Raw genomic sequence first — 17,957 nt, forward strand, 5'->3', positions numbered from 1 at the left:
ATCATGGCTGAAAGCGCCTTGCTGCTGGAATTCATCGAACAACTTCATGCGGCTCAGCAGGCCCTGCTTGCGACCCTCCCCGAGTCGAGCGAGACGGCTCGGCGGCTGGTCAATCTCACACCGTCTTTGGTCTTGGCGAGAGCGGCCTTGGAAAAGCAGCGCCTCAAAGCGGCCCATCCCGACTTGGCCTTGCAGATCGCGGTGGTCGGCCCCACCCAGTCGGGCAAGAGCAGCCTGGTGAACCTGATCTTAGGCGAGGACGCCGCCGGGGTCAGTCCGCTCGCCGGGTTCACCGTGCACCCACAGGCGTTTTTATGCGGGTTTTCCGAGACCGGTTGGCTGGATCATTTTTTCCCTGGTTTGGAACGCTTTGCGGTCGCGGATTTACCCAGTAGGGGCGACGCGCCACGTCGCCCATACTACGACTGCTACGGCGTCCGATGCATTGAAAAAAGACCGTTCGATAAGCCGTGCGCGGTTTGGGACACGCCCGATTTCGACTCGGTGCGCGCTAGAGTTTATCTTCATGGGTTGCTGCGGGTGGTGGCGCTTGCCGACGTACTGGTGCTGGTGGTGAGCAAGGACAAGTACGCCGACGAGGCCGTCTGGGATTTTCTGGCGCGGATCGAACCCCTCTGTCTCCCTACTTTGGTTTGCCTGAACAAAGTTCGCCCGGCGGATCGGGAAACGCTGATCCGCTCGTTTGCGGAAAAATGGCGCAGTAAGAGAACCGATCCTTGCCCCAAGGTCCTGACTTTAGACTACGCGGCAAGCAACGCGGAGCTTAAATTGGCCTCGGCGCCGATCCTTAGCGCGATCAAGGAGCTTCTTAGCGCTGCGGTCCGGAGACGGCCAAAGGAGGCAGAGCATACCAAAGCGCTCTTTCGCTCCTGCTTTTCCGCCTGGACCGCGCCGATCCGAGCCGAACTTGCCGCGCAGGAACGCTTTGAGCAGCTGATCGACAAAGCGCTGGATCAAGCGGTTGCGATCTACCGCGCCGACTTTTTGGATCGGTCGGTGTCTGCAACCACTACGCGCATTTTGGCCGAGCTTTTGACTCTGCTTGAAATTCCCGGAATCGCCCGCCCCATGCTCACCCTCAGGCGTTTTCTGACCTGGCCGGTCAAGACGCTGCTTAAAAAACACCACGCGCCTGAAAATACAGTCCAAGAACTCGTGGTCCTGCGCCGCGGCGTAGAACACGCCTTGCTGCAGCTTATGCTCGCCGTGCGCGAGCAGATTCAGGATCAAGACGCCTGCTTGTACTGGTGGCAGGCTCTAGACCAAAATTTGCGGGCGGCTTATCCTCGCTTGCTGCGCTTTTTCGAAGCCAACGCTTTAAGCTATTACCAAGCGTTCGAACCGCAGGTGGAAGCGGCTGCGCTTCGCCTTTACCAGCGCCTTCAACACATGCCGGCGGCCCTCAACAGCTTGCGGGCGGCGCGGGCAAGCGCCGATGCCGCCGGGCTGGTGTTATTGCTTCAAACCGGTGGGATTGGACCACACGATCTGGTGCTGGCCCCGGCGATGCTCTCGCTCACTTCGCTGCTCGCCGAAGGCGCGCTGGGCAAGTACGTGGACAAGGTGATCGCCGAGCTAAAAACGGCCCAGCTCGAGGCCGTCAAAGCGCTGATTGCCGGTCTAGGCGAGGAAATCGAAAAAGTCGCCGCTTACAATCTCGGACTGAACTTCCCTAAGAGCCTTCTGAGCGAGGTGGAAGCTTTGTTGAACAAGCGATCTTCCTATGGACTTAAACTCTTTTCTCCCGCTACTGCAGGAAAGCGCTGAAAATTTCGAGCGCCTGCGTCGGTGGATCGGGCGTTTGGTTGAAGAAGGCGCGCTGACCCAAAGTGAAGTGGAAAGCCTTGACTTAGACCCGACTCCCTCCGCCGACGATCTGTTCGATGCCCCAATCCGACCGTTGGTTGTGGCCTTTTTTGGCGGCACCGGGGTCGGCAAAAGCACCTTGCTCAACCGCCTCGCTGGGGAAGAGATCGCTCAAACCGGCATCGAACGGCCTACCTCGCGCGAGGCAACGCTTTATTTGCCCGCTCAAGGAAAATTTAAACTCCCCCCTGGATTGCCGCTTTCCAAAATTAAAACCGTTTTTCACCACAACCTAAAACACGAAATCGCCTGGATCGACTTACCGGACATAGACAGCATCGAGCTTACTAACCGTGAGCTGGTCTTTTTGCTTTTGCCTTACATCGACGTGTTGATCTACGTGGTCAGCCCGGAGCGTTACCGCGACCTAGCCGCCTGGGGCGTTCTTAAAGAGAGGAGCCAAGCGGCAGCTTGGCTGTTCGTGATGAACCACTGGGATGAAGCTTGCGAGGAGCAGATCGAGGATTTCAAAGGCCTGCTCAAGACGCTTGGGTTTAACGATCCCATTGTCCTGCGCTGCGACAGCCGCCCGGATTTTAGAGCGCGCAAACCCGACGATTTTGGCCAGCTTGAAGAAATCTTAAGGGATTTTGCGCGCACCCGGGGAACGGAGCAATTGGCTTGGAAGAGAGCGCAAAGACGCTTCTTGCAACTTACAGACCAAATAGCCGCTTTAACCGAGACTTTAGAGAAAAAATCCAAAGGGGTTTCTCACTTGCGCTCACGTTGGCGGGAGCTCTGGAAAAAAACCGTGGAGGAGGTTTCCCCCCTTCTTGCCGGATCGGCGGCGATCTCGGCGCGGCAGATTGCAGCTCAAGGGCTGAGCGCAAACTGGAATCCGGTCCTATGGGATACCTGGACCCAAAAACACTTGCTCGATGCTTTGGATCGTCTGGCCTTAGAGGCAGACCAACCGGCAATCTGCCGCGAGTTGGCCGCCTATCGCGACGAGCTGCTCAAAGAGATCGAACGCCAAGTTCGGCTGGGCTTGCAGCAGAGCCTGGCCGCTCCAGGCCATTGGTTGCAGCGGCACTTGGCGCGCGCATTGAGCGTACTCAAATACCTGCTGCCCATTTTGTTAAGCGGTCTGGCAGGCTATCAGCTGGTTTTGGGTTACTTTCGTGAGGTGTATCTTGGCATCGATTTCGCCGTTCATAGCGCGCTGATTATCGGCGTATCCGGGTTGATTCCCCACTTGGCTTGCCGCTTGTTGGAACCTTCTTTAGAGAAGGCCGCGTTTCGTGGGATTTTGCGCGGCTTGAGATTAGGTTTTGCGCACGTGGAGACCGAGGTGGAGCAACGCTTGGAGCGTGTAAGATCGCGCCTTGCGGAACTGGCTCTGGAAGGAAGGCAATTGACCGGAGTAGTTGGCGACGCGGCGCGTCGCCCCCTACTCTTGTCTCCTCCACAAGGGCAGCCGGCCTCGCCTCTCCTGGACCGAATGCTGGCGGCTACTTCGGGTAAGGGTTCTCTTGAGATTGGAACTCGATACGGAGGGGAGTTCCCTTGAGCTTTAAGGCATTTTGGAAATAGTGCAGCAGAAACCGGCGGTAAGAAAGCGGAATATCTTCGGTTCGATTGCCATGGATCACGAGCTTCGGAGGATATTTCCCGCCTTGATGAGCGAACTTAAGACGGATTTTACGCCCGCGCGTCATAGGCGGCGGATTGCGTTCTATCGCCTGGTGCAAAACTTTAGTCAAATAAGCCGTGGGTATTTCGACCCCGGCGTGTTCATACGCTTCCACCACTCGATCAAACAAATTACCCACCCCCGTTCCATGTAAAGCCGAAAGGGGAACCTTCTCGGCAAAATCGACATGCCTTAGATCCGTCTCCAACTGGAAAAAACAACGGCGTTTTTGTTCAGAGCTTAAGCCGTCCCACTTGTTGAGACCCAACACTACCGCCTTGCCTGCTTCCAAAATTAGACCGAGAAGCCGTGCGTCTTGGGTAACTACCCCTTCCTTGGCGTCGATCAGAAAGATCACCACGTGAGCCTGTTCAATCGCCTGGATGGCCTTAATCACGCTGAATTTCTCTATCTTTTCCTCAACCCGGCTTCTTCGCCGAATGCCGGCGGTATCCAGGAGCAGGAAGTTCAGTCCTCCGCGCTCGAACGGCACGGCGATCGTGTCGCGGGTCGTGCCGGGAACGTCCGCAACGACTACGCGCTCTTCTCCCAAAAGGCGGTTGATCAGGGTGGATTTACCCACATTGGGCCGCCCAGCGACGGCGACCCGGATTCGGTCCTCTTCCCAATCTTCGCCCTCTTCGAGCTCACCGGCTTGCGGCAGCTCAGCCAGAATCTTTTCGATCAAAGACGCCACTCTCAAGCCGTGGGCCGCGGAAATGCTTACCGTTTCGCCAAACCCAAGGCGCGCGAACTCAGCAAGGCTCGAGTTCGCATCCCGGCCGTCGATCTTATTGATAACCAAGATCACCGGCTTGGCATTCCGGCGCACTTGGGCGGCAATCTCTTCGTCGGCGGCGGTCAATCCTTCTCGGGCGTCGACCAGAAACAGCACCAAATCCGCCTCTTTAAGAGCCACTTGAACTTGGCGCAAAACGGCATCGTCCAACCCCCCTTTCCCTGCCGGTGAACTCGGAACTCCTGGAGTATCGACCAGCCAAAATTGGCGGTCCGTAACCCGACAGCGTCCGTATTGGCGGTCGCGGGTCAGCCCTAGATAATCGGCGACCAGGGCGTCTCGCGTGCAGGTCAGACGATTGAATAAGGTGGACTTGCCCACGTTGGGGCGCCCCACCAAAGCAACCACAGGCAAGGATTTCGTATTCAATTTATTCAATTTTCAACGCGCTTAAAGTGCCGTCGCTGGCAAGCACCAGTAAAACGTCTCCGGCGACTTGGGGCTCGGCACGGATCGGAGACTTTGCAACCCGATGACGCCCGACAATACGGCCGTCTTCTTGGGCGAGGAAATGGACATAACCTTGATAGTCGCCTACGACCAACCATGGGCCATAAGGCACTGGAGCCGTGGCCTGGCGGAGGTGGAGCTCGGTTTGCTTCCAATAGGCGCGCCCCGTAGTCTTGTCCAGTCCCCAGAGATTGGACTCAGAGTCGGTTACAAACACGCGTCGGGAAGCGACCGCCGGATTGAGATGCGCGATGATCCTTTCATTGCGCCAAAGAACATCGCCTTCACTTAAGCCGGCAGCAATTACTCCACCGTAGTTTGCCGTGACGTAGAACGCCTCGTTATTGACCGCAGGTCTTGAGTCAATGTCTACCACCTGCTCCAATTCCGACGTCCCAGTCAATCCCACAAGCGGCTTTTCCCAAATTACCTTGCCGTCGGCAAGGTTGAGCCAAGCCATCCGTCCTCCTCCAAAGCCTATAAGTACCTTGTTTCCGAGGATGGTAGGTGGACTTACCCCTCGCAGAGACAAGGGCACGCTGTGCTGGCCAAAACTCCAAATCAACTTACCTTGGGTCACCGAGAACGCAAATACCGTCTCATCGCCCGAATGGACGACGACTACGCCCTGATCGACCGCCGGCGGCGCCAAGACTTCGCTGGAAACCTGCGCAGTCCACAGAGTTTTACCCGAACTTTGCGCCAAGGCGAGGACCTCGCCTTCTTGAGTACCTAAAAGCACGGCACCATCCCCAAGCGCAGGTCCTGCGGCTAGAGGGCGACCGGTTTCAACCTCAAAAAGGCGCTGACCGTCCTGCAGACGCAAGGCAACCACTCGCCCGCGGTGGTCCGCCGCAAAAACGGCTCCTCCCGCGGAAGCCACCGTCAGGGCCAATAATTTGCCGCCATCGCCTTGCCCTATCTTTTCGTCCCAAAGAGGAACGATCTTGATTTCCGGCTGAATAGGAGTTAATGGTTTGGGCTTTTCCGCGCTTTCGCTGCCTGTGATCCAATCGAGGCTCGAGGAGATGGCGTTGCTAAACGCCGCTCCCATGGATTGACAGCCGCCTAAAAAGAAGGCCAGCGCTAAAACGAACGGGGTGGCGCTTTGTAGGGGCGACGCGGCGCGTCGCCCTACTCCCTTGCATTTATGCATTTAAATCGTTCAATTTCATCTTAAGATAGGGATGATTCCTCCCTAAGGCGATCGCTTTGCGATAAGCCTCTTTAGCCTCTTGTACCTTTCCCCAGGCAAGGTACAGGTCGCCTTTGACCTCTTCGTACTCGCCGGCGAACTCCCCAGGATCGGCGAGCAGAAGCGCCACCCCCGCTTCCGGCTGGCCCCCATCGAGCAGTACTCGGGCGAGGCGGAGCCTAGCGATATGGCGTAAGTCTTCGTCTTTGGAAGTGTTCAAGATCGTTTCCAACCAAACTTTGGCGGCTTCCAAGCGCTTTTGTTCCGCGGCGACCTTGGCCATATGCAGCCGAGCAAAATCTGCATAAGCTTTGGAGGCAAAATCGGTATCCAAGCGTTTGGCAAGACCTTCAGCCAACTCGTACTGGTTGTTGAGGGCAGCGTTTTTAAGCTGCGCATAAACTGCCGCCGCCTGTTCCAGGCATTGGGCTTGATATTCATTCCAAGCGTTCCAGGCAAAAATTCCTGCAATCCCAAGAACGACTCCGGCCACCACCGAGGTGCCGTTTTCTTTCCACCAGCGCTTCAACGCCTCGATCTGTTCTTGTTCGTAAACGTGAGCGGCCATACCCTCCCCTTTAATTTGGTTGTTTGCAAAGCTGATTGAGGAAAACAAGCAGTTCATCGCGCGAGAGAGCGCGTTGCGGCTGAGAATCGCGCAGCGCTTTGATACTCACATACCCCTTTGTCACTTCGTCCTCGCCTAAAATCAAAGCGTATTGCGCTCCCGATCGATCCGCTCTTTTGAACTGGGCTTTAAAAGTCCCGCCACCTAAATGCAGGACCAGGCGCAGATCAGGAAAAACATCGCGCAGCCATTCGGAAAGCTTAAGTCCCTCCTCCTGGGCTTGTTCTCCGACCCGAATCAAATAAAGATGAGGCGCCTGAACGGGAGTCTTGGAATCGGCAAGCAACGCCAAAAGCCGCTCCATTCCCAACGCGAATCCAGCCGCCGGAGTCGGTGGGCCGCCCAATTGCTCTACCAGCGTATCGTAGCGGCCACCGGCACAAACGGTGCCCTGAGCGATCACTTCCGAAGGCACAACCCATTCAAACACGGTCAGCGAATAATAATCTAGCCCGCGAACCAAGCGGGGGTTGATGGTGTATGGGATGCCTAAAGCGGAGAGTTGGTCGAGCAAACCCTGAAAATGGCTGCGCGAAGCCTCTCCCAAATAATCCAAAAGACGCGGAGCCCCTTCGATAAGATCCTGCATCGCCGGATTTTTGCTGTCCAAGATCCTAAGCGGGTTGGTCTTCAGGCGCCTTAAGCTGTCTTCGTCCAACGCGTCTAAATGGCCGCTAAAATAAGCGACCAGATCCTCCCGAAAATTCCTCCGCTCGCCCAAACTCCCAAGGCAATTGAGCTGCAGCTCGAGTTTTTTCTCGATTCCAAGCCGCCTGAACCAGCGCCAGCCGATTGCAATCAGTTCGACGTCCGCATCTGGCCCAGGCACGCCAAAGACCTCAACCCCTAGCTGATGGAACTGACGATATCTTCCCTTCTGGGGGCGCTCGTGGCGGAACATAGGCCCTTGATACCAGAGCTTTTGCCCTGGGGTGCGAAGCAAGCCGTGTTCGATCAAAGCGCGCACGCACCCGGCCGTCCCCTCCGGGCGTAAGGTCAAGGACTCGCCGCTTTTGTCGATGAAAGTGTACATTTCCTTCTCTACGATGTCGGTGACCTCGCCGATGGAACGCTTGAACAGCTCGGTCTTTTCCACCAAAGGCAAGCGGATTTCTTGATACCCGTAAGTCTCAAGCACCTGGATCAGCAGAGATTCCACTTGGCGCCAGCGGCAGGTCTCTCCTGGCAACAGGTCGTGCATGCCGCGCACCGCTTGGAGTTTGTAGCTCATATCCGTGACGCCTTTAGTTACCGAGCTCAGCCAAACGTCGGCGATACGAATCGGCCGCTTGCCGATCGCCTAGAGCCGATTCGATCTTTTCCCCCAATTCGAGCATCTCTCGTTCGGGCGCGCCCAGAGCCTCGTAACGCTGCAAAAAAGCCCGCGCTTTGAGGTAGTCTTGCTTGAGGAAGTACAGCTTCACCAAACCGCTAAGCGCAAGGGCGTTCTCGGAGCTTGATAAAGCCTCGCGCAGATACTCTTCGGCCTCTTCGAGCTTGCCTGCTTTGAGCGCGCACTCTCCCGCATTGGTGAGCGGAATCCAGCGTTTAACGTAGAGTCGGTCGCGCAAAGCGCGCTTGAGAAACTCAAGGCCCTCTTGAAAACGCCCTTGATGGCATAAGAAACGGCCAAAGTTGCCGACTATCCCCGGGTCCGAAGGCAAAAGCTTAACCGCAGCCTGGTGATGCGCTAAGGCTTTTTCTTGATCCCCGAGCCGCTCGTACAGCAAAGCCAGAGTACTGTGCGCGGCGGCGTTGTTCGGATCAAGCTCTAAGCTTTTGTTAAGATCTTGCGCTGCAACTTCCAGATTGCCTTCGGCTAGATACGCGGCTCCCTTTTCGGCGTAAGTCAAAGACAATTTCTGCCGCGAGTTCGCCGCGCTGCCGACGCAAGCCGCCACGATCCAGGCGATCCCTACAACCCAAAAGTGTCTCACAAGACCTCCAAAGAGTAAGGGCGACGTGGCGCGTCGCCCCTACGAGAACGCGCGGCCACCTTCCCCACCAATTGCCCGCACGCCGCCGCAATGTCTTCCCCGCGGGTACGGCGTACCGTGGTAAGAAAGCCCGAGTCTGCCAAGATCGATTGAAAGCGCAGGATTGTCTCAGGCGGCGAGCACCGGAAAGGGGCGCCCGGAAAAGGATTGAAAGGAATCAGGTTGATCTTGGCAGGAACCTGGCTGAGCAGCTTTGCCAGACGCTTGGCGTCGGCATCCGCATCGTTCACCCCCTGAAGCATGACGTACTCGAAAGTGATCTTGCGCCCCTTTTGCCTTTCCGAACCGGCGAACCGCCGGCACGCCGCAAGCAGTCGTTGCAGGGGATATTTGCGGTTGATCGGCACCAGAAGGTCGCGCAGCTCGTCGGTGGTGGCGTGCAGGGAAACGGCAAGGCTGACGTCGGAGATTTCAGCAAGGCGCTCGATGGCCGGCGCCAGTCCCGCGGTGCTGACAGTCACCCGGCGCTTAGCAAGGCCATACGCCAGATCGTCCATCATCAGCTCAGCGGCGTCGACGACTGCATCGAAATTGAGCAACGGCTCGCCCATCCCCATCAGCACCACGTTGGTGATCCGGCAATCGAGTTGGCGGAAGGCATACCACACCTGGCCGATGATTTCGGCCGCGCTCAAGTTCCGGCTGAACCCTTGCCGGGCGGTGGCGCAGAACGCACATCCAAGCGCACAGCCCACCTGGCTCGAGACGCACAAAGTGCCACGCCGCTCTTCCGGGATGAACACCGTTTCGATGCAGTTGCCGTCTGCAAGCGCCATCAGCCATTTCACGGTGCCGTCGCGAGATTCCTGGCGCCCGACGACACAAGGCAGGGTCAGGTTGAAAATCTCGCCGAGGCGAGCGCGTAAAGCCTTGCCGAGGTCGGTCATGGCCTCAAATTCGGTGACCCCGCGGCCGTGAACCCACTTGAGCACCTGGCGCGCCCGGAAAGGCTTTTCCCCCATGCGGGCGAAAAATTCCTCTAGTTTACTGCGGCTCAGGCCGAGCAAGTCGACGCGGGTTGGCTCAGATTCTGCCAAAACGGGGATAGATCTCATCTTCTTTAAAGAAAAAGGCAATCTCAAAAGCTGCGCTTTCTGGCCCATCGGAGCCGTGGACTGCATTGGCTTCTATGCTGGTGCCAAAATCCGCACGGATCGTGCCCGGGGCGGCCTTCTTCGGGTCGGTCGCGCCCATGATCTCACGGTTCTTGGCGATGGCATCCTCGCCTTCTAAAACTTGAACCACGACCGGACCGGAAGTCATGTATTTGACCAAGTCCCTAAAAAAGGGTTTATCTTTGTGAACTGCATAAAAACCTTCGGCCTGTTCCTTGCTCAGCTGCAGCATTTTCATGGCCGCGATCGCCAACCCTGCGCGTTCGAACCGGCTTAAGATCTCACCGACGACGTTTTTGGCCACAGCATCCGGTTTGAGAATGGACAAAGTGCGTTCTATCGCCATGAATTCCCCTTATTCGTTCGATAAAGTTGAAAATTCTAACCGAAAAATAGATGTTCATCCTAACGTTGCCAGATACCCTGGGTGTTAGACGATTCCATCGTATAATAATGTTTTTGAAATAATGCACGAATATGGCTGTCAAAACCCGCCTCCATCGCAGCGAACTTGCCGTTCCGGGCAGCAATCCGAGAATGCTGGCCAAGGCGCCAAACGCGGGTGCGGATGTTGTTTTCCTCGATCTGGAAGACGCAGTCGCTCCCGAAGACAAAGAACAAGCGCGACGCAACGTCATCGAAGCGCTCAACACTTTAGATTGGTCCCGATGTTCGGTGACCGTCCGCATTAACGGGTTGGATACGCCCTACTGCTACCGCGATGTGATCGACGTGGTGGAACAGGCCGGCAGAAAGCTCGATGCGATCTTGATTCCTAAAGTCAACCGTCCAGAAGACATCAATTTCGTCGCGACCTTGCTGTCTCAGATCGAACAGGCCAAAGGACTCAAACCGATCAATCTGTACGCCCTAATCGAGACCGCCGCCGGCATGGACAATGTGCGTGAAATCGCTCGCGCCTGCCCCGAACGCTTAGAGGCCTTAGTCTTTGGCGTAGCCGATTACGCTGCCTCAATTCAAGCGAGGACGACCAATATCGGCGGCATCAACCCAGATTATGCGGTGCTGTCCGATCCTCTTGAGGACGGCAGCAGGCTGCGCCATTTCAGCGACCCTTGGCATTACGCTTTGGCGCGGATGGTAGTCGCCTGTCGGGCCAACGGCCTGCGTCCTATCGACGGACCCTTCGGCGACATCCACGATACCGCAGGCTATTTGGCGGCCGCCCGGCGGGCGGCGGCGCTGGGCTGCGAAGGCAAATGGGCCATCCATCCTTCCCAAGTTCCCTTAGCCAATGAGGTTTTTACCCCTTCGGCGGCCGAAGTCGAGCGCGCTCGGAGGATCTTGGAAGCGATGCAACAAGCCGCCCGCGAAGGCAAAGGGGCTGTGGCGTTGGACGGGCGCCTAATCGATGCGGCTTCAATTCGGCTGGCCCAAAATCTAATCGCTAAGGTCGAACAGATCGATCGCGGAAAATCTTAAATCCAGGAGAGCAAAGCGGTGAACATTCACGAATATCAGGCCAAGGAGCTGCTTCGTTCTTACGGTGTCCCCGTTCCAGCCGGGAACGTCGCCTATTCCGATCGCCAAGCGCAGGCAGTGGCCGAACAGATCGGCGGGGACGGATGGGTAGTAAAAGCGCAAATCCATACCGGCGGGCGAGGCAAGGCCGGCGGCGTTAAACTCGCCCAATCCTTGGAGGAAGTCCGCAAGATAGCCGACGAAATGATCGGCAAAACTTTGGTGACTCCTCAAACCGGGCCCAAAGGCAAAGTGGTCCGGCGCGTATTGGTGGAAGAAGCGGTTAGTCCGCAACGGGAATTGTACCTTGGGTTGGTCATCGACCGGCGCAGCCAACGCATCACCATCGTGGCTTCCGCGGAAGGAGGGGTAGAGATCGAGGAAGTGGCGGCCAGGAGTCCGGAGAAAATCGTGCGGGAGGCGATCGACCCGGCCATCGGTCTGCGCGATTTTCAATGCCGTAAGGTCGCCGCCGCCATTGGCCTGCGCGACAAACATCTAATGGCGCAGGCGGTGCGCCTCATGCAGCGCATCTATCGCCTGTTTCGTGACAAGGATGCCCTCCAGGTGGAGATCAATCCTCTAGGCATCGTCGGCAGCGAGCCAAAGCTGGTTTGTTTGGACGCCAAATTCAATTTCGACCCCAACGCCCTTTTCCGACATCCGGAAATCAACGAGCTGCGCGATTTGGAAGAGGAAGACCCGCGGGAGGTGGAAGCCTTAGGTCACGGGCTCAACTACATCGCTTTAGACGGCGATATCGGCTGCATCGTCAACGGCGCCGGCCTGGCCATGGCGACCATGGACGCCATCGTGTTTCATGGCGGTTGGCCGGCGAATTTCCTGGATATCGGGGGCGGGGCCTCGCCGGAGAAAGTGCAAAACGCTTGTCGGATCGTGATTCAGGACCAGAACGTCAAGACCTTGTTGGTCAATATCTTTGCCGGCATCAACCGCTGCGATTGGATCGCTACCGGTCTAGTCCAGGCTTACACCAGCTTGCGCATCGACAAGCCCTGCGTCGTGCGCCTTGCAGGAACGAATGTAGAGGAGGGGCTAAGGATTTTGACCGACTCGGGTCTTGCTTTCGTAAAAGCGAGCAATCTGGACGATGCGGCGGCTAAAGCCGTCGCCATCGCTCATGGGAGGAACGTATGAGTATTTTTGTCAACCGCCATTCGCGGGTGATCATCCAGGGATTTACCGGCCAACACGCTACGTTTCACGCCAGTGAGGCGATTCGGTACGGCACTCAAGTGGTCGGCGGCGTCACCCCGGGCAAGGGAGGAAGTAAGCACCTTGGATTGCCGGTGTTCGATACAGTTGCTGAAGCGGTTTCAGAGACGGGCGCCGATGTCTCTGGGATTTTTGTGCCCCCAGCGTTTGCTGCCGACGCCATCATGGAAGCGATCGAAGCCGGGATCCGGGTAATCGTGGTGATTGCCGATGGCATCCCGGTGCAAGACATGATTCGAGTGCAGCGCTACCGGCTCGGACGCGACTGTCTGGTGCTTGGGCCAAACACGCCTGGAATCATCACTCCTGGAGAGTGCAAGGTGGGGATCATGCCTGCTGGAATTTACCGTCCAGGAAGAATTGGGGTAGTGTCGCGGTCCGGGACGCTGAATTACGAGGCCGTCGAACAATTGGGCAAACTGGGTTTGGGTCAATCCACCGCAGTTGGCATCGGTGGGGATCCGGTCAACGGCACCGACTTTGTGACTGTGCTCAAAGCCTTCGAGCAAGATCCGGACACCGATGCGATCGTCATGATCGGCGAAATCGGCGGGCCGCAAGAAGTCGCCGCTGCCCGCTGGGCCAAAGAAAATATGCAAAAGCCGCTCATCGGTTTTGTGGCGGGGGCCTCGGCTCCACCGGGGCGGCGCATGGGGCATGCTGGGGCGATCATCGAAGGTGAGGAAGACACCGCCAAAGCCAAGATGGACGCGATGGAGGAGCTTGGGGTATACGTGGTCAGAAATCCCGCCCGGATCGGCGAAACGGTTTTAAGGGCGCTCAAGGAGCGCCTAGGATCTGCAGTTTCTGGCTGAACTGCGCCCAATCGTTTTTAGATAAGCAGCTGAACTCGACTTGAGGCAACCAATCGAGAAACGCTTCGTCGACGATCCCGCGGTTTTTAAGCTCGACCGGATCGCAGCTTTCTGGCGCTTTGGATTTTACCAACACGAGGGAATGGGCGCAAAGCCTTCCCGCCAGCCAAGCGGCTAGGCTGTCTGAAGTCACCGCCCAATTCGATGGCACTTTGGCGCGATCCAACTCGGCTACCTCCGGCAGCCATACCGCGGTTTTGCCTCGGTTTAAGACTCCCGCGATTTGTTCGGTTCTCGCCAGTTCCAGACGCGCCTCCAAGCCAAGAAACAATAGACCGGTTTGGCGCATGGCTAGGATAGCCATGCAGTGAGCGATACGGTCGTCGATTCGCCAGCGCTTTTGCAGTTTGTGGATCAGGTCCTTGAAGCGCCCACCGCCCGGCACGATCACCACCCTGCCTGCGCCGTATTCGGCTAAGACAAAGAGCCACTCTTTAAGGCTTGGGTCCTCCATGAGGCTTCCGCCGAGCTTAACCACCCACATGGGAAATGCGAAATTGCGAAAGCACTCGAACCAAGGCCGCCGCTTTGTCTAAAACTTCTTGGTATTCGGCTTTAAGGTCGGAGTCGGCGACGATCCCACCGCCGGCCCAGAAGCGAATGCGGCGGTCTTTAGGAGAGTACACCAAAGTGCGGATGGCGATGTTAGTATCCATGTTGCCATCGAAACCGATATAGCCAATCGCCCCGCAGTAGACGCCGCGTCGAGTCGGCTCCAGTTCCTCGATGATCTCCATGGCCCGAATCTTGGGCGCCCCGGTAATGGATCCTCCAGGAAAGCAGCCGCGCAGCAAATCTAGGCTATGTTGCGACTCTTTGAGCTCACCGACGACTGTACTGACCAAGTGATGAACCGTGGCAAAGCTTTCTACCCGAAACAGTTCTGGAACTCGGACAGAACCCAGCTTGCAGGTTTTGCTCAGATCGTTGCGCAACAAATCGACGATCATCAGATTCTCGGCGCGATCTTTAGCGTTGCTTAACAGATCTTCGATCTGAAATAAATCTTCCTCCGGGTTCAAGCGCCTAGGACGAGTACCTTTAATCGGTTTGGTCTCTACCCTCCCCTGCTGCACTCTAAGAAAGCGCTCGGGGGAAGAGCTGAGCACGCAAAGTTGCGGCAACCGCAAAAACCCGCTGAAAGGCGCCGGATTCTCTCGCCTTAGGCTCAGATACACTGCCCACGGGTCGCCGGAAGCCTGGGACTCAAAACGCTGTGCGAGGTTAACTTGGTAACAATCGCCCTCGCGGATGTAACGTTGCACGCGAGAAAATGCTTTGGCATAGGCGTTAAAGCTTAAGGCGGGTTGAATCGGAGTATGCAAATAGAAGCCGCTGCCGATTCTTGGCTCACCCCGGCGCAAATTGCGCAAAAGCTTTGACCATAGCCTACGCACCTGCGGCGTGGAACGCGCTACTAAAAAAGCTTGCTTTTGAAAATGGTCGATCACCACCGCCCAGTCGTAGATTCCGATCGCCATGTCGGGGACAGCCCCGGTGTCTTCAGCTATCCGCGGTAGCTTTTCCAAGCGCCGTGCTAGATCGTAAGCAAAGTAACCAACCGCCCCGCCACAAAAGGGAAACCCGTAAGGGGTTGGTAAAGGCTCGCCAAGGCACTTTTTAAGCAGCTCAAATGGGTCCTCCGGAGACAATCGAATGCCGTAGGCGTCTCGGATCTCGGTCAGGTTGCCTCGGGTAAGTAAGGTGATCGATGGACGGGCGACGATGAAGTCATAGCGGCCTTTCTGGTCTTGCGGGAAACAACTATCTAGGAACATCGCCCAAGGTTCGCCCGCCCAAGGGGAAAACAAAACGCTGCTGTCTTGCCGGTAAGGAAGCTCTGCAATTAAGAAACCCGGCTTCATGGGGAGTTCGGCTTGGTTTAAGCGGCAATGGTTTTCAAAGAATCTTAACAGGAATGTGTCCACTCCCCAAATGGGATGCAAGCAGGCAGGCTAAGGCCGCGGCTGGGGCGCAGTCAGCAACGGAAAACCCCTCTTCTTGAGGATCTAGGTCGCAGTCGAAATACTCCGAGATGTCCCAGTATTGTAGGCTTAAACGCTGGGCGATAGTTTTGGCCAGGAATCTGCCTACGCCGGCACCGATCAGGATCGTTTTGGCCGAAAGGCCGCGGGATAGCTGGCGCAGGCAAGCTCGGGTGAGAAGTTGGAGTTGGGTTTCGTGGAAGTATCTTGCAAGTTCCCGCCAAGCGTTGTCTGGGGCTGCTTCCCGATCGAGGCCGATGGTGCGTGCTAAGCGTTGCATGCTGGCGGCTTGGGTTTTAGGTCTGCCGTCGGCTGTTTCCGCTTGATCGGCGTAGCTTGGAAGTAAGTTTAGGATCCGGTAAACATCTGCAGTGGTGGCAAAGTGTTCGGCTATCAAAGGTAACCATTCGCCGTTGAATGGTGCGGTTTGCGCTAATGCCATTAACGGGGTCCTAACGACGCCGGTATATATCAGTTCACCGTGGCGGAGTCGGGAATGGTCGTCGTTTCCTCGGTGGTTTGATTTTCCTCGATAGATTGGGATTAGGTCGCAGGTGGTGCTGCCGATGTCTAGGCATAGGATCGGGTGGTTGGGGTTTTTTTGGGAAAGGTACGTTGCGGTTGTTTTCCAGTTATTTGAGGCTATTTCTTTTGTTATTGGGTTTTTGAGAAAAAATGATAACGGTATAAAATTTTCGTTGGCGAATAAAAAAACCCGGCTCGTTTCAACCCTCTTCGAGAAAGCGCTCAACAAGGACTCCACTCCCTGCTGGCGATTGTCAAACCAATCGACCATCTCCCCCGTCATGGTCAGCCCATGGACGCAGTCCTCTGGTAAACCCGCCAAAACCACTTCTAGTGCTTGATCGAAATGACTCAACCCCCGCCAGAGCGGGCAGCTTACCTGCCAGACTTTTTTGATTTTTCCATTCTGGGCTAAAGCCGCTTTTAGATGCGCTCCGCCTAAATCCCAACCTACCTGAAAACTCATGCGCTTACCCAAACAGTCTGACTAACAAGTTGCTTGCGGCAGCTCGCAATTTCTGAGAGCGAGGCTTTGCCTGTGGCCAAATCCACGATCCACTCTCCAACCGATCTCCCTAGCGCTTCGCTAAGCCCGGCATAAGACAAAGTCAAGCGCGGGTTGATCTCCAACACCCTCGCCCCCGTCGCGGTCATTATAAAATCCACTCCGGCGTACCCCCAAAGCCCTGGAACGGCGCTTGCAATCCTTTGGCACAGCGCTTGCAAATATCCATCCAGATGCGGCGAAACGTTGACCTCACAACCTAAAAGGGCAAAACCACCCTCTCGATTCTGCACGACCTGTCGGTTGACGCTCAGAAGCACCGCCTCCCCGCCTGCAAACAATGCGCTCAGACTCATGGGTTCGCCAGCCACCCACGGCTGCAATAAGAAATCTTCCGGAAAACACGCTAACTCTCCCCAATCCTTAACTAAGGCCGCCCCTTCGCAACCTACCCCATCACGCGGCTTGACTACCCAAGGCGGCGGCACCTGGGCAGTAAAATCTTTAATCAGCCACCCGGGAACGCATTCCACCCCAGCTTGCATAAGGGTACCCAAAGTGGCTAGCTTATCGCCGGCAAGCCTCACCGCCTGCGGGGATGCCCCAAGCAATTTTTTTCCCGCAGCAAGCACTTGGCGGCTCAACTCCATCAAAACCCCTCCTGTTTCCGGTGCGGTTAGCCATACCATCTCTGCCTGAGCCAAAGCCGCCTGCCAAGCGCGCGTAAAATCCCTTACCGGCATCAGCTCCGCTGCTTGACATTGCGGTAAAGCGGCAGGCGCAGGTAGACGCCAGTCGCGTAGGAGCATCAGCGATCTATTCGCCAGATCCTTAAGCTTGGCGTTTACGATTACCTCCCCTTCACGCGACAGTTCCACAGGCAAAGATTCTGTCGCCAAGCCACCACCGGTAATATATTCGACTACCAAGATCGTCATTGCTAAAAACGAATGCAGTTAATTCCGGTTATAGATCTTAAGGGAGGGCGTGCAGTCATGGCTATTGGCGGTCAACGTCAAAACTATCGGCCGCTGGCTACGCCGTTGTGCCCTACTGCGGATCCTCTAGAGGTGGTTTTGCGCTTTTTCACTTTGGCTTATTTTTCTGTGTTGTATGTCGCGGATTTGGATGGGATTTTGGGGGAACAAAAAGATAACGGCATAATTATCGCGCGCTTACAAAAGGCGTTTCCGCATCTTCATTTTTGGATCGATCGAGGCTGGCCGCCCATCGCGCCCAGCGCTAACGTTATACCAGTGATTGGCAGCGAATCGTTAGGTGAGGACTGGAAAGCCAAGCTTGCAGCGCTTCAAGGCCCCTGGATCTTGTCTTTGGACTTTGACGCTAAGGGATTTTTGGGACCTAAAGCGCTGTTGGAAGAGCCTGAATGGTGGCCTAAGTCAATAATCCTGATGACTTTGGCTAAAGTAGGCCGCCGTTCCGGTCCGGATTGGACACGGTTAGCCGACTTCCAACAGCGCTATCCCAACATAAATTGGATCGCCGCAGGCGGTATTTGCGCTCCTTCCGACTTAACTCGGCTAGAAGCGCTTGGCATTCGCCAGGCCTTAGTAGCCAGCGCTCTGCATTACGGCCTGATCCAGTTTAATAGGCAATAAAAAAGCCGCCGTTTTCCCCACTTGAA

At 56.3% G+C, this 17,957-nt stretch carries 16 protein-coding genes and 1 pseudogene; 6 read left to right on the plus strand and 11 right to left on the minus strand.

Annotated features, from left to right (window positions below):
* Nucleotides 1-3 precede the first annotated feature (3 nt).
* Both ACYQ3M_RS05620 and ACYQ3M_RS05625 read left to right on the plus strand, forming a co-directional pair.
* Nucleotides 4-1,788 (plus strand): GTPase, encoded by a 1,785-nt coding sequence (locus ACYQ3M_RS05620; RefSeq protein ID WP_460035084.1) that lies wholly within the window; start codon nucleotides 4-6, stop codon nucleotides 1,786-1,788.
* Nucleotides 1,745-3,397 (plus strand): GTPase, encoded by a 1,653-nt coding sequence (locus ACYQ3M_RS05625; RefSeq protein ID WP_460035085.1) that lies wholly within the window; start codon nucleotides 1,745-1,747, stop codon nucleotides 3,395-3,397. Before ACYQ3M_RS05620 ends, ACYQ3M_RS05625 begins: the two co-directional genes overlap by 44 nt.
* A gap of 28 nt (nucleotides 3,398-3,425) precedes the next feature.
* Here ACYQ3M_RS05625 and der read toward each other — a convergent pair.
* The 7 genes and pseudogenes from der to ndk all read right to left on the minus strand — a co-directional run.
* Nucleotides 3,426-4,673: pseudogene (der, locus tag ACYQ3M_RS05630) on the minus strand (ribosome biogenesis GTPase Der); the annotation flags it as partial.
* Between the two features lie 16 nt (nucleotides 4,674-4,689).
* Nucleotides 4,690-5,925, minus strand: a complete 1,236-nt coding sequence (bamB, locus tag ACYQ3M_RS05635) for an outer membrane protein assembly factor BamB (protein WP_460035086.1) — start codon at nucleotides 5,923-5,925, stop codon at nucleotides 4,690-4,692.
* On the minus strand, nucleotides 5,918-6,532 hold the full coding sequence (locus tag ACYQ3M_RS05640; RefSeq protein ID WP_460035087.1) for a YfgM family protein: 615 nt from the start codon (nucleotides 6,530-6,532) through the stop codon (nucleotides 5,918-5,920). Before ACYQ3M_RS05640 ends, bamB begins: the two co-directional genes overlap by 8 nt.
* A 10-nt stretch (nucleotides 6,533-6,542) precedes the next feature.
* Nucleotides 6,543-7,823: a histidine--tRNA ligase gene (gene hisS / locus ACYQ3M_RS05645; protein WP_460035088.1), complete on the minus strand. Its 1,281-nt coding sequence runs from the start codon at nucleotides 7,821-7,823 to the stop codon at nucleotides 6,543-6,545.
* A gap of 13 nt (nucleotides 7,824-7,836) precedes the next feature.
* On the minus strand, nucleotides 7,837-8,529 hold the full coding sequence (pilW, locus tag ACYQ3M_RS05650) for a type IV pilus biogenesis/stability protein PilW (protein ID WP_460035089.1): 693 nt from the start codon (nucleotides 8,527-8,529) through the stop codon (nucleotides 7,837-7,839).
* Nucleotides 8,526-9,644 (minus strand): dual-specificity RNA methyltransferase RlmN, encoded by a 1,119-nt coding sequence (rlmN, locus tag ACYQ3M_RS05655; RefSeq protein ID WP_460035090.1) that lies wholly within the window; start codon nucleotides 9,642-9,644, stop codon nucleotides 8,526-8,528. The genes pilW and rlmN overlap by 4 nt, the downstream gene beginning before the upstream one ends.
* The gene (gene ndk / locus ACYQ3M_RS05660; RefSeq protein WP_460035091.1) at nucleotides 9,613-10,050 is read right to left on the minus strand and encodes a nucleoside-diphosphate kinase; all 438 of its coding nucleotides are present in this window, start codon (nucleotides 10,048-10,050) and stop codon (nucleotides 9,613-9,615) included. The genes rlmN and ndk overlap by 32 nt, the downstream gene beginning before the upstream one ends.
* Before the next feature lie 131 nt (nucleotides 10,051-10,181).
* Between ndk and ACYQ3M_RS05665 the strand changes: the two genes are divergently transcribed.
* Genes ACYQ3M_RS05665 through sucD form a run of 3 tightly spaced genes read left to right on the plus strand, consistent with a single transcriptional unit; the run spans nucleotide 10,182 to nucleotide 13,237 of the window.
* Nucleotides 10,182-11,147: an HpcH/HpaI aldolase/citrate lyase family protein gene (locus ACYQ3M_RS05665; protein WP_460035092.1), complete on the plus strand. Its 966-nt coding sequence runs from the start codon at nucleotides 10,182-10,184 to the stop codon at nucleotides 11,145-11,147.
* A gap of 18 nt (nucleotides 11,148-11,165) precedes the next feature.
* Complete coding sequence (sucC, locus tag ACYQ3M_RS05670) at nucleotides 11,166-12,344, plus strand: ADP-forming succinate--CoA ligase subunit beta (protein ID WP_460035093.1); 1,179 nt, start codon at nucleotides 11,166-11,168, stop codon at nucleotides 12,342-12,344.
* The gene (gene sucD, locus ACYQ3M_RS05675; protein ID WP_460035094.1) at nucleotides 12,341-13,237 is read left to right on the plus strand and encodes a succinate--CoA ligase subunit alpha; all 897 of its coding nucleotides are present in this window, start codon (nucleotides 12,341-12,343) and stop codon (nucleotides 13,235-13,237) included. The genes sucC and sucD overlap by 4 nt, the downstream gene beginning before the upstream one ends.
* On the opposite strand, the gene ACYQ3M_RS05680 is transcribed toward sucD, so the two are convergent.
* The 4 genes from ACYQ3M_RS05680 to ACYQ3M_RS05695 are packed head-to-tail and all read right to left on the minus strand — an operon-like array spanning nucleotide 13,203 to nucleotide 17,250.
* Nucleotides 13,203-13,781: an amino acid kinase family protein gene (locus ACYQ3M_RS05680; RefSeq protein ID WP_460035095.1), complete on the minus strand. Its 579-nt coding sequence runs from the start codon at nucleotides 13,779-13,781 to the stop codon at nucleotides 13,203-13,205. The genes sucD and ACYQ3M_RS05680 overlap by 35 nt on opposite strands.
* Nucleotides 13,768-15,162: an aminodeoxychorismate synthase component I gene (gene pabB / locus ACYQ3M_RS05685; protein ID WP_460035096.1), complete on the minus strand. Its 1,395-nt coding sequence runs from the start codon at nucleotides 15,160-15,162 to the stop codon at nucleotides 13,768-13,770. Before pabB ends, ACYQ3M_RS05680 begins: the two co-directional genes overlap by 14 nt.
* Before the next feature lie 34 nt (nucleotides 15,163-15,196).
* Nucleotides 15,197-16,273, minus strand: coding sequence for a hydantoinase/oxoprolinase family protein (locus ACYQ3M_RS05690; RefSeq protein WP_460035097.1), 1,077 nt, complete (start codon nucleotides 16,271-16,273; stop codon nucleotides 15,197-15,199).
* Nucleotides 16,270-17,250 carry an ATP-grasp domain-containing protein gene (locus ACYQ3M_RS05695; RefSeq protein ID WP_460035098.1) on the minus strand — a complete coding sequence of 327 codons (981 nt, stop codon included), beginning with the start codon at nucleotides 17,248-17,250 and terminating at the stop codon, nucleotides 16,270-16,272. The genes ACYQ3M_RS05690 and ACYQ3M_RS05695 overlap by 4 nt, the downstream gene beginning before the upstream one ends.
* Nucleotides 17,251-17,262: 12 nt before the next feature.
* On the opposite strand from ACYQ3M_RS05695, the gene ACYQ3M_RS05700 reads away from it, so the two are divergent.
* Nucleotides 17,263-17,931, plus strand: a complete 669-nt coding sequence (locus ACYQ3M_RS05700; protein ID WP_460035099.1) for a HisA/HisF-related TIM barrel protein — start codon at nucleotides 17,263-17,265, stop codon at nucleotides 17,929-17,931.
* The last annotated feature ends 26 nt before the right edge of the window (nucleotides 17,932-17,957 follow it).

The organism is Methylothermus subterraneus (assembly GCF_054656915.1).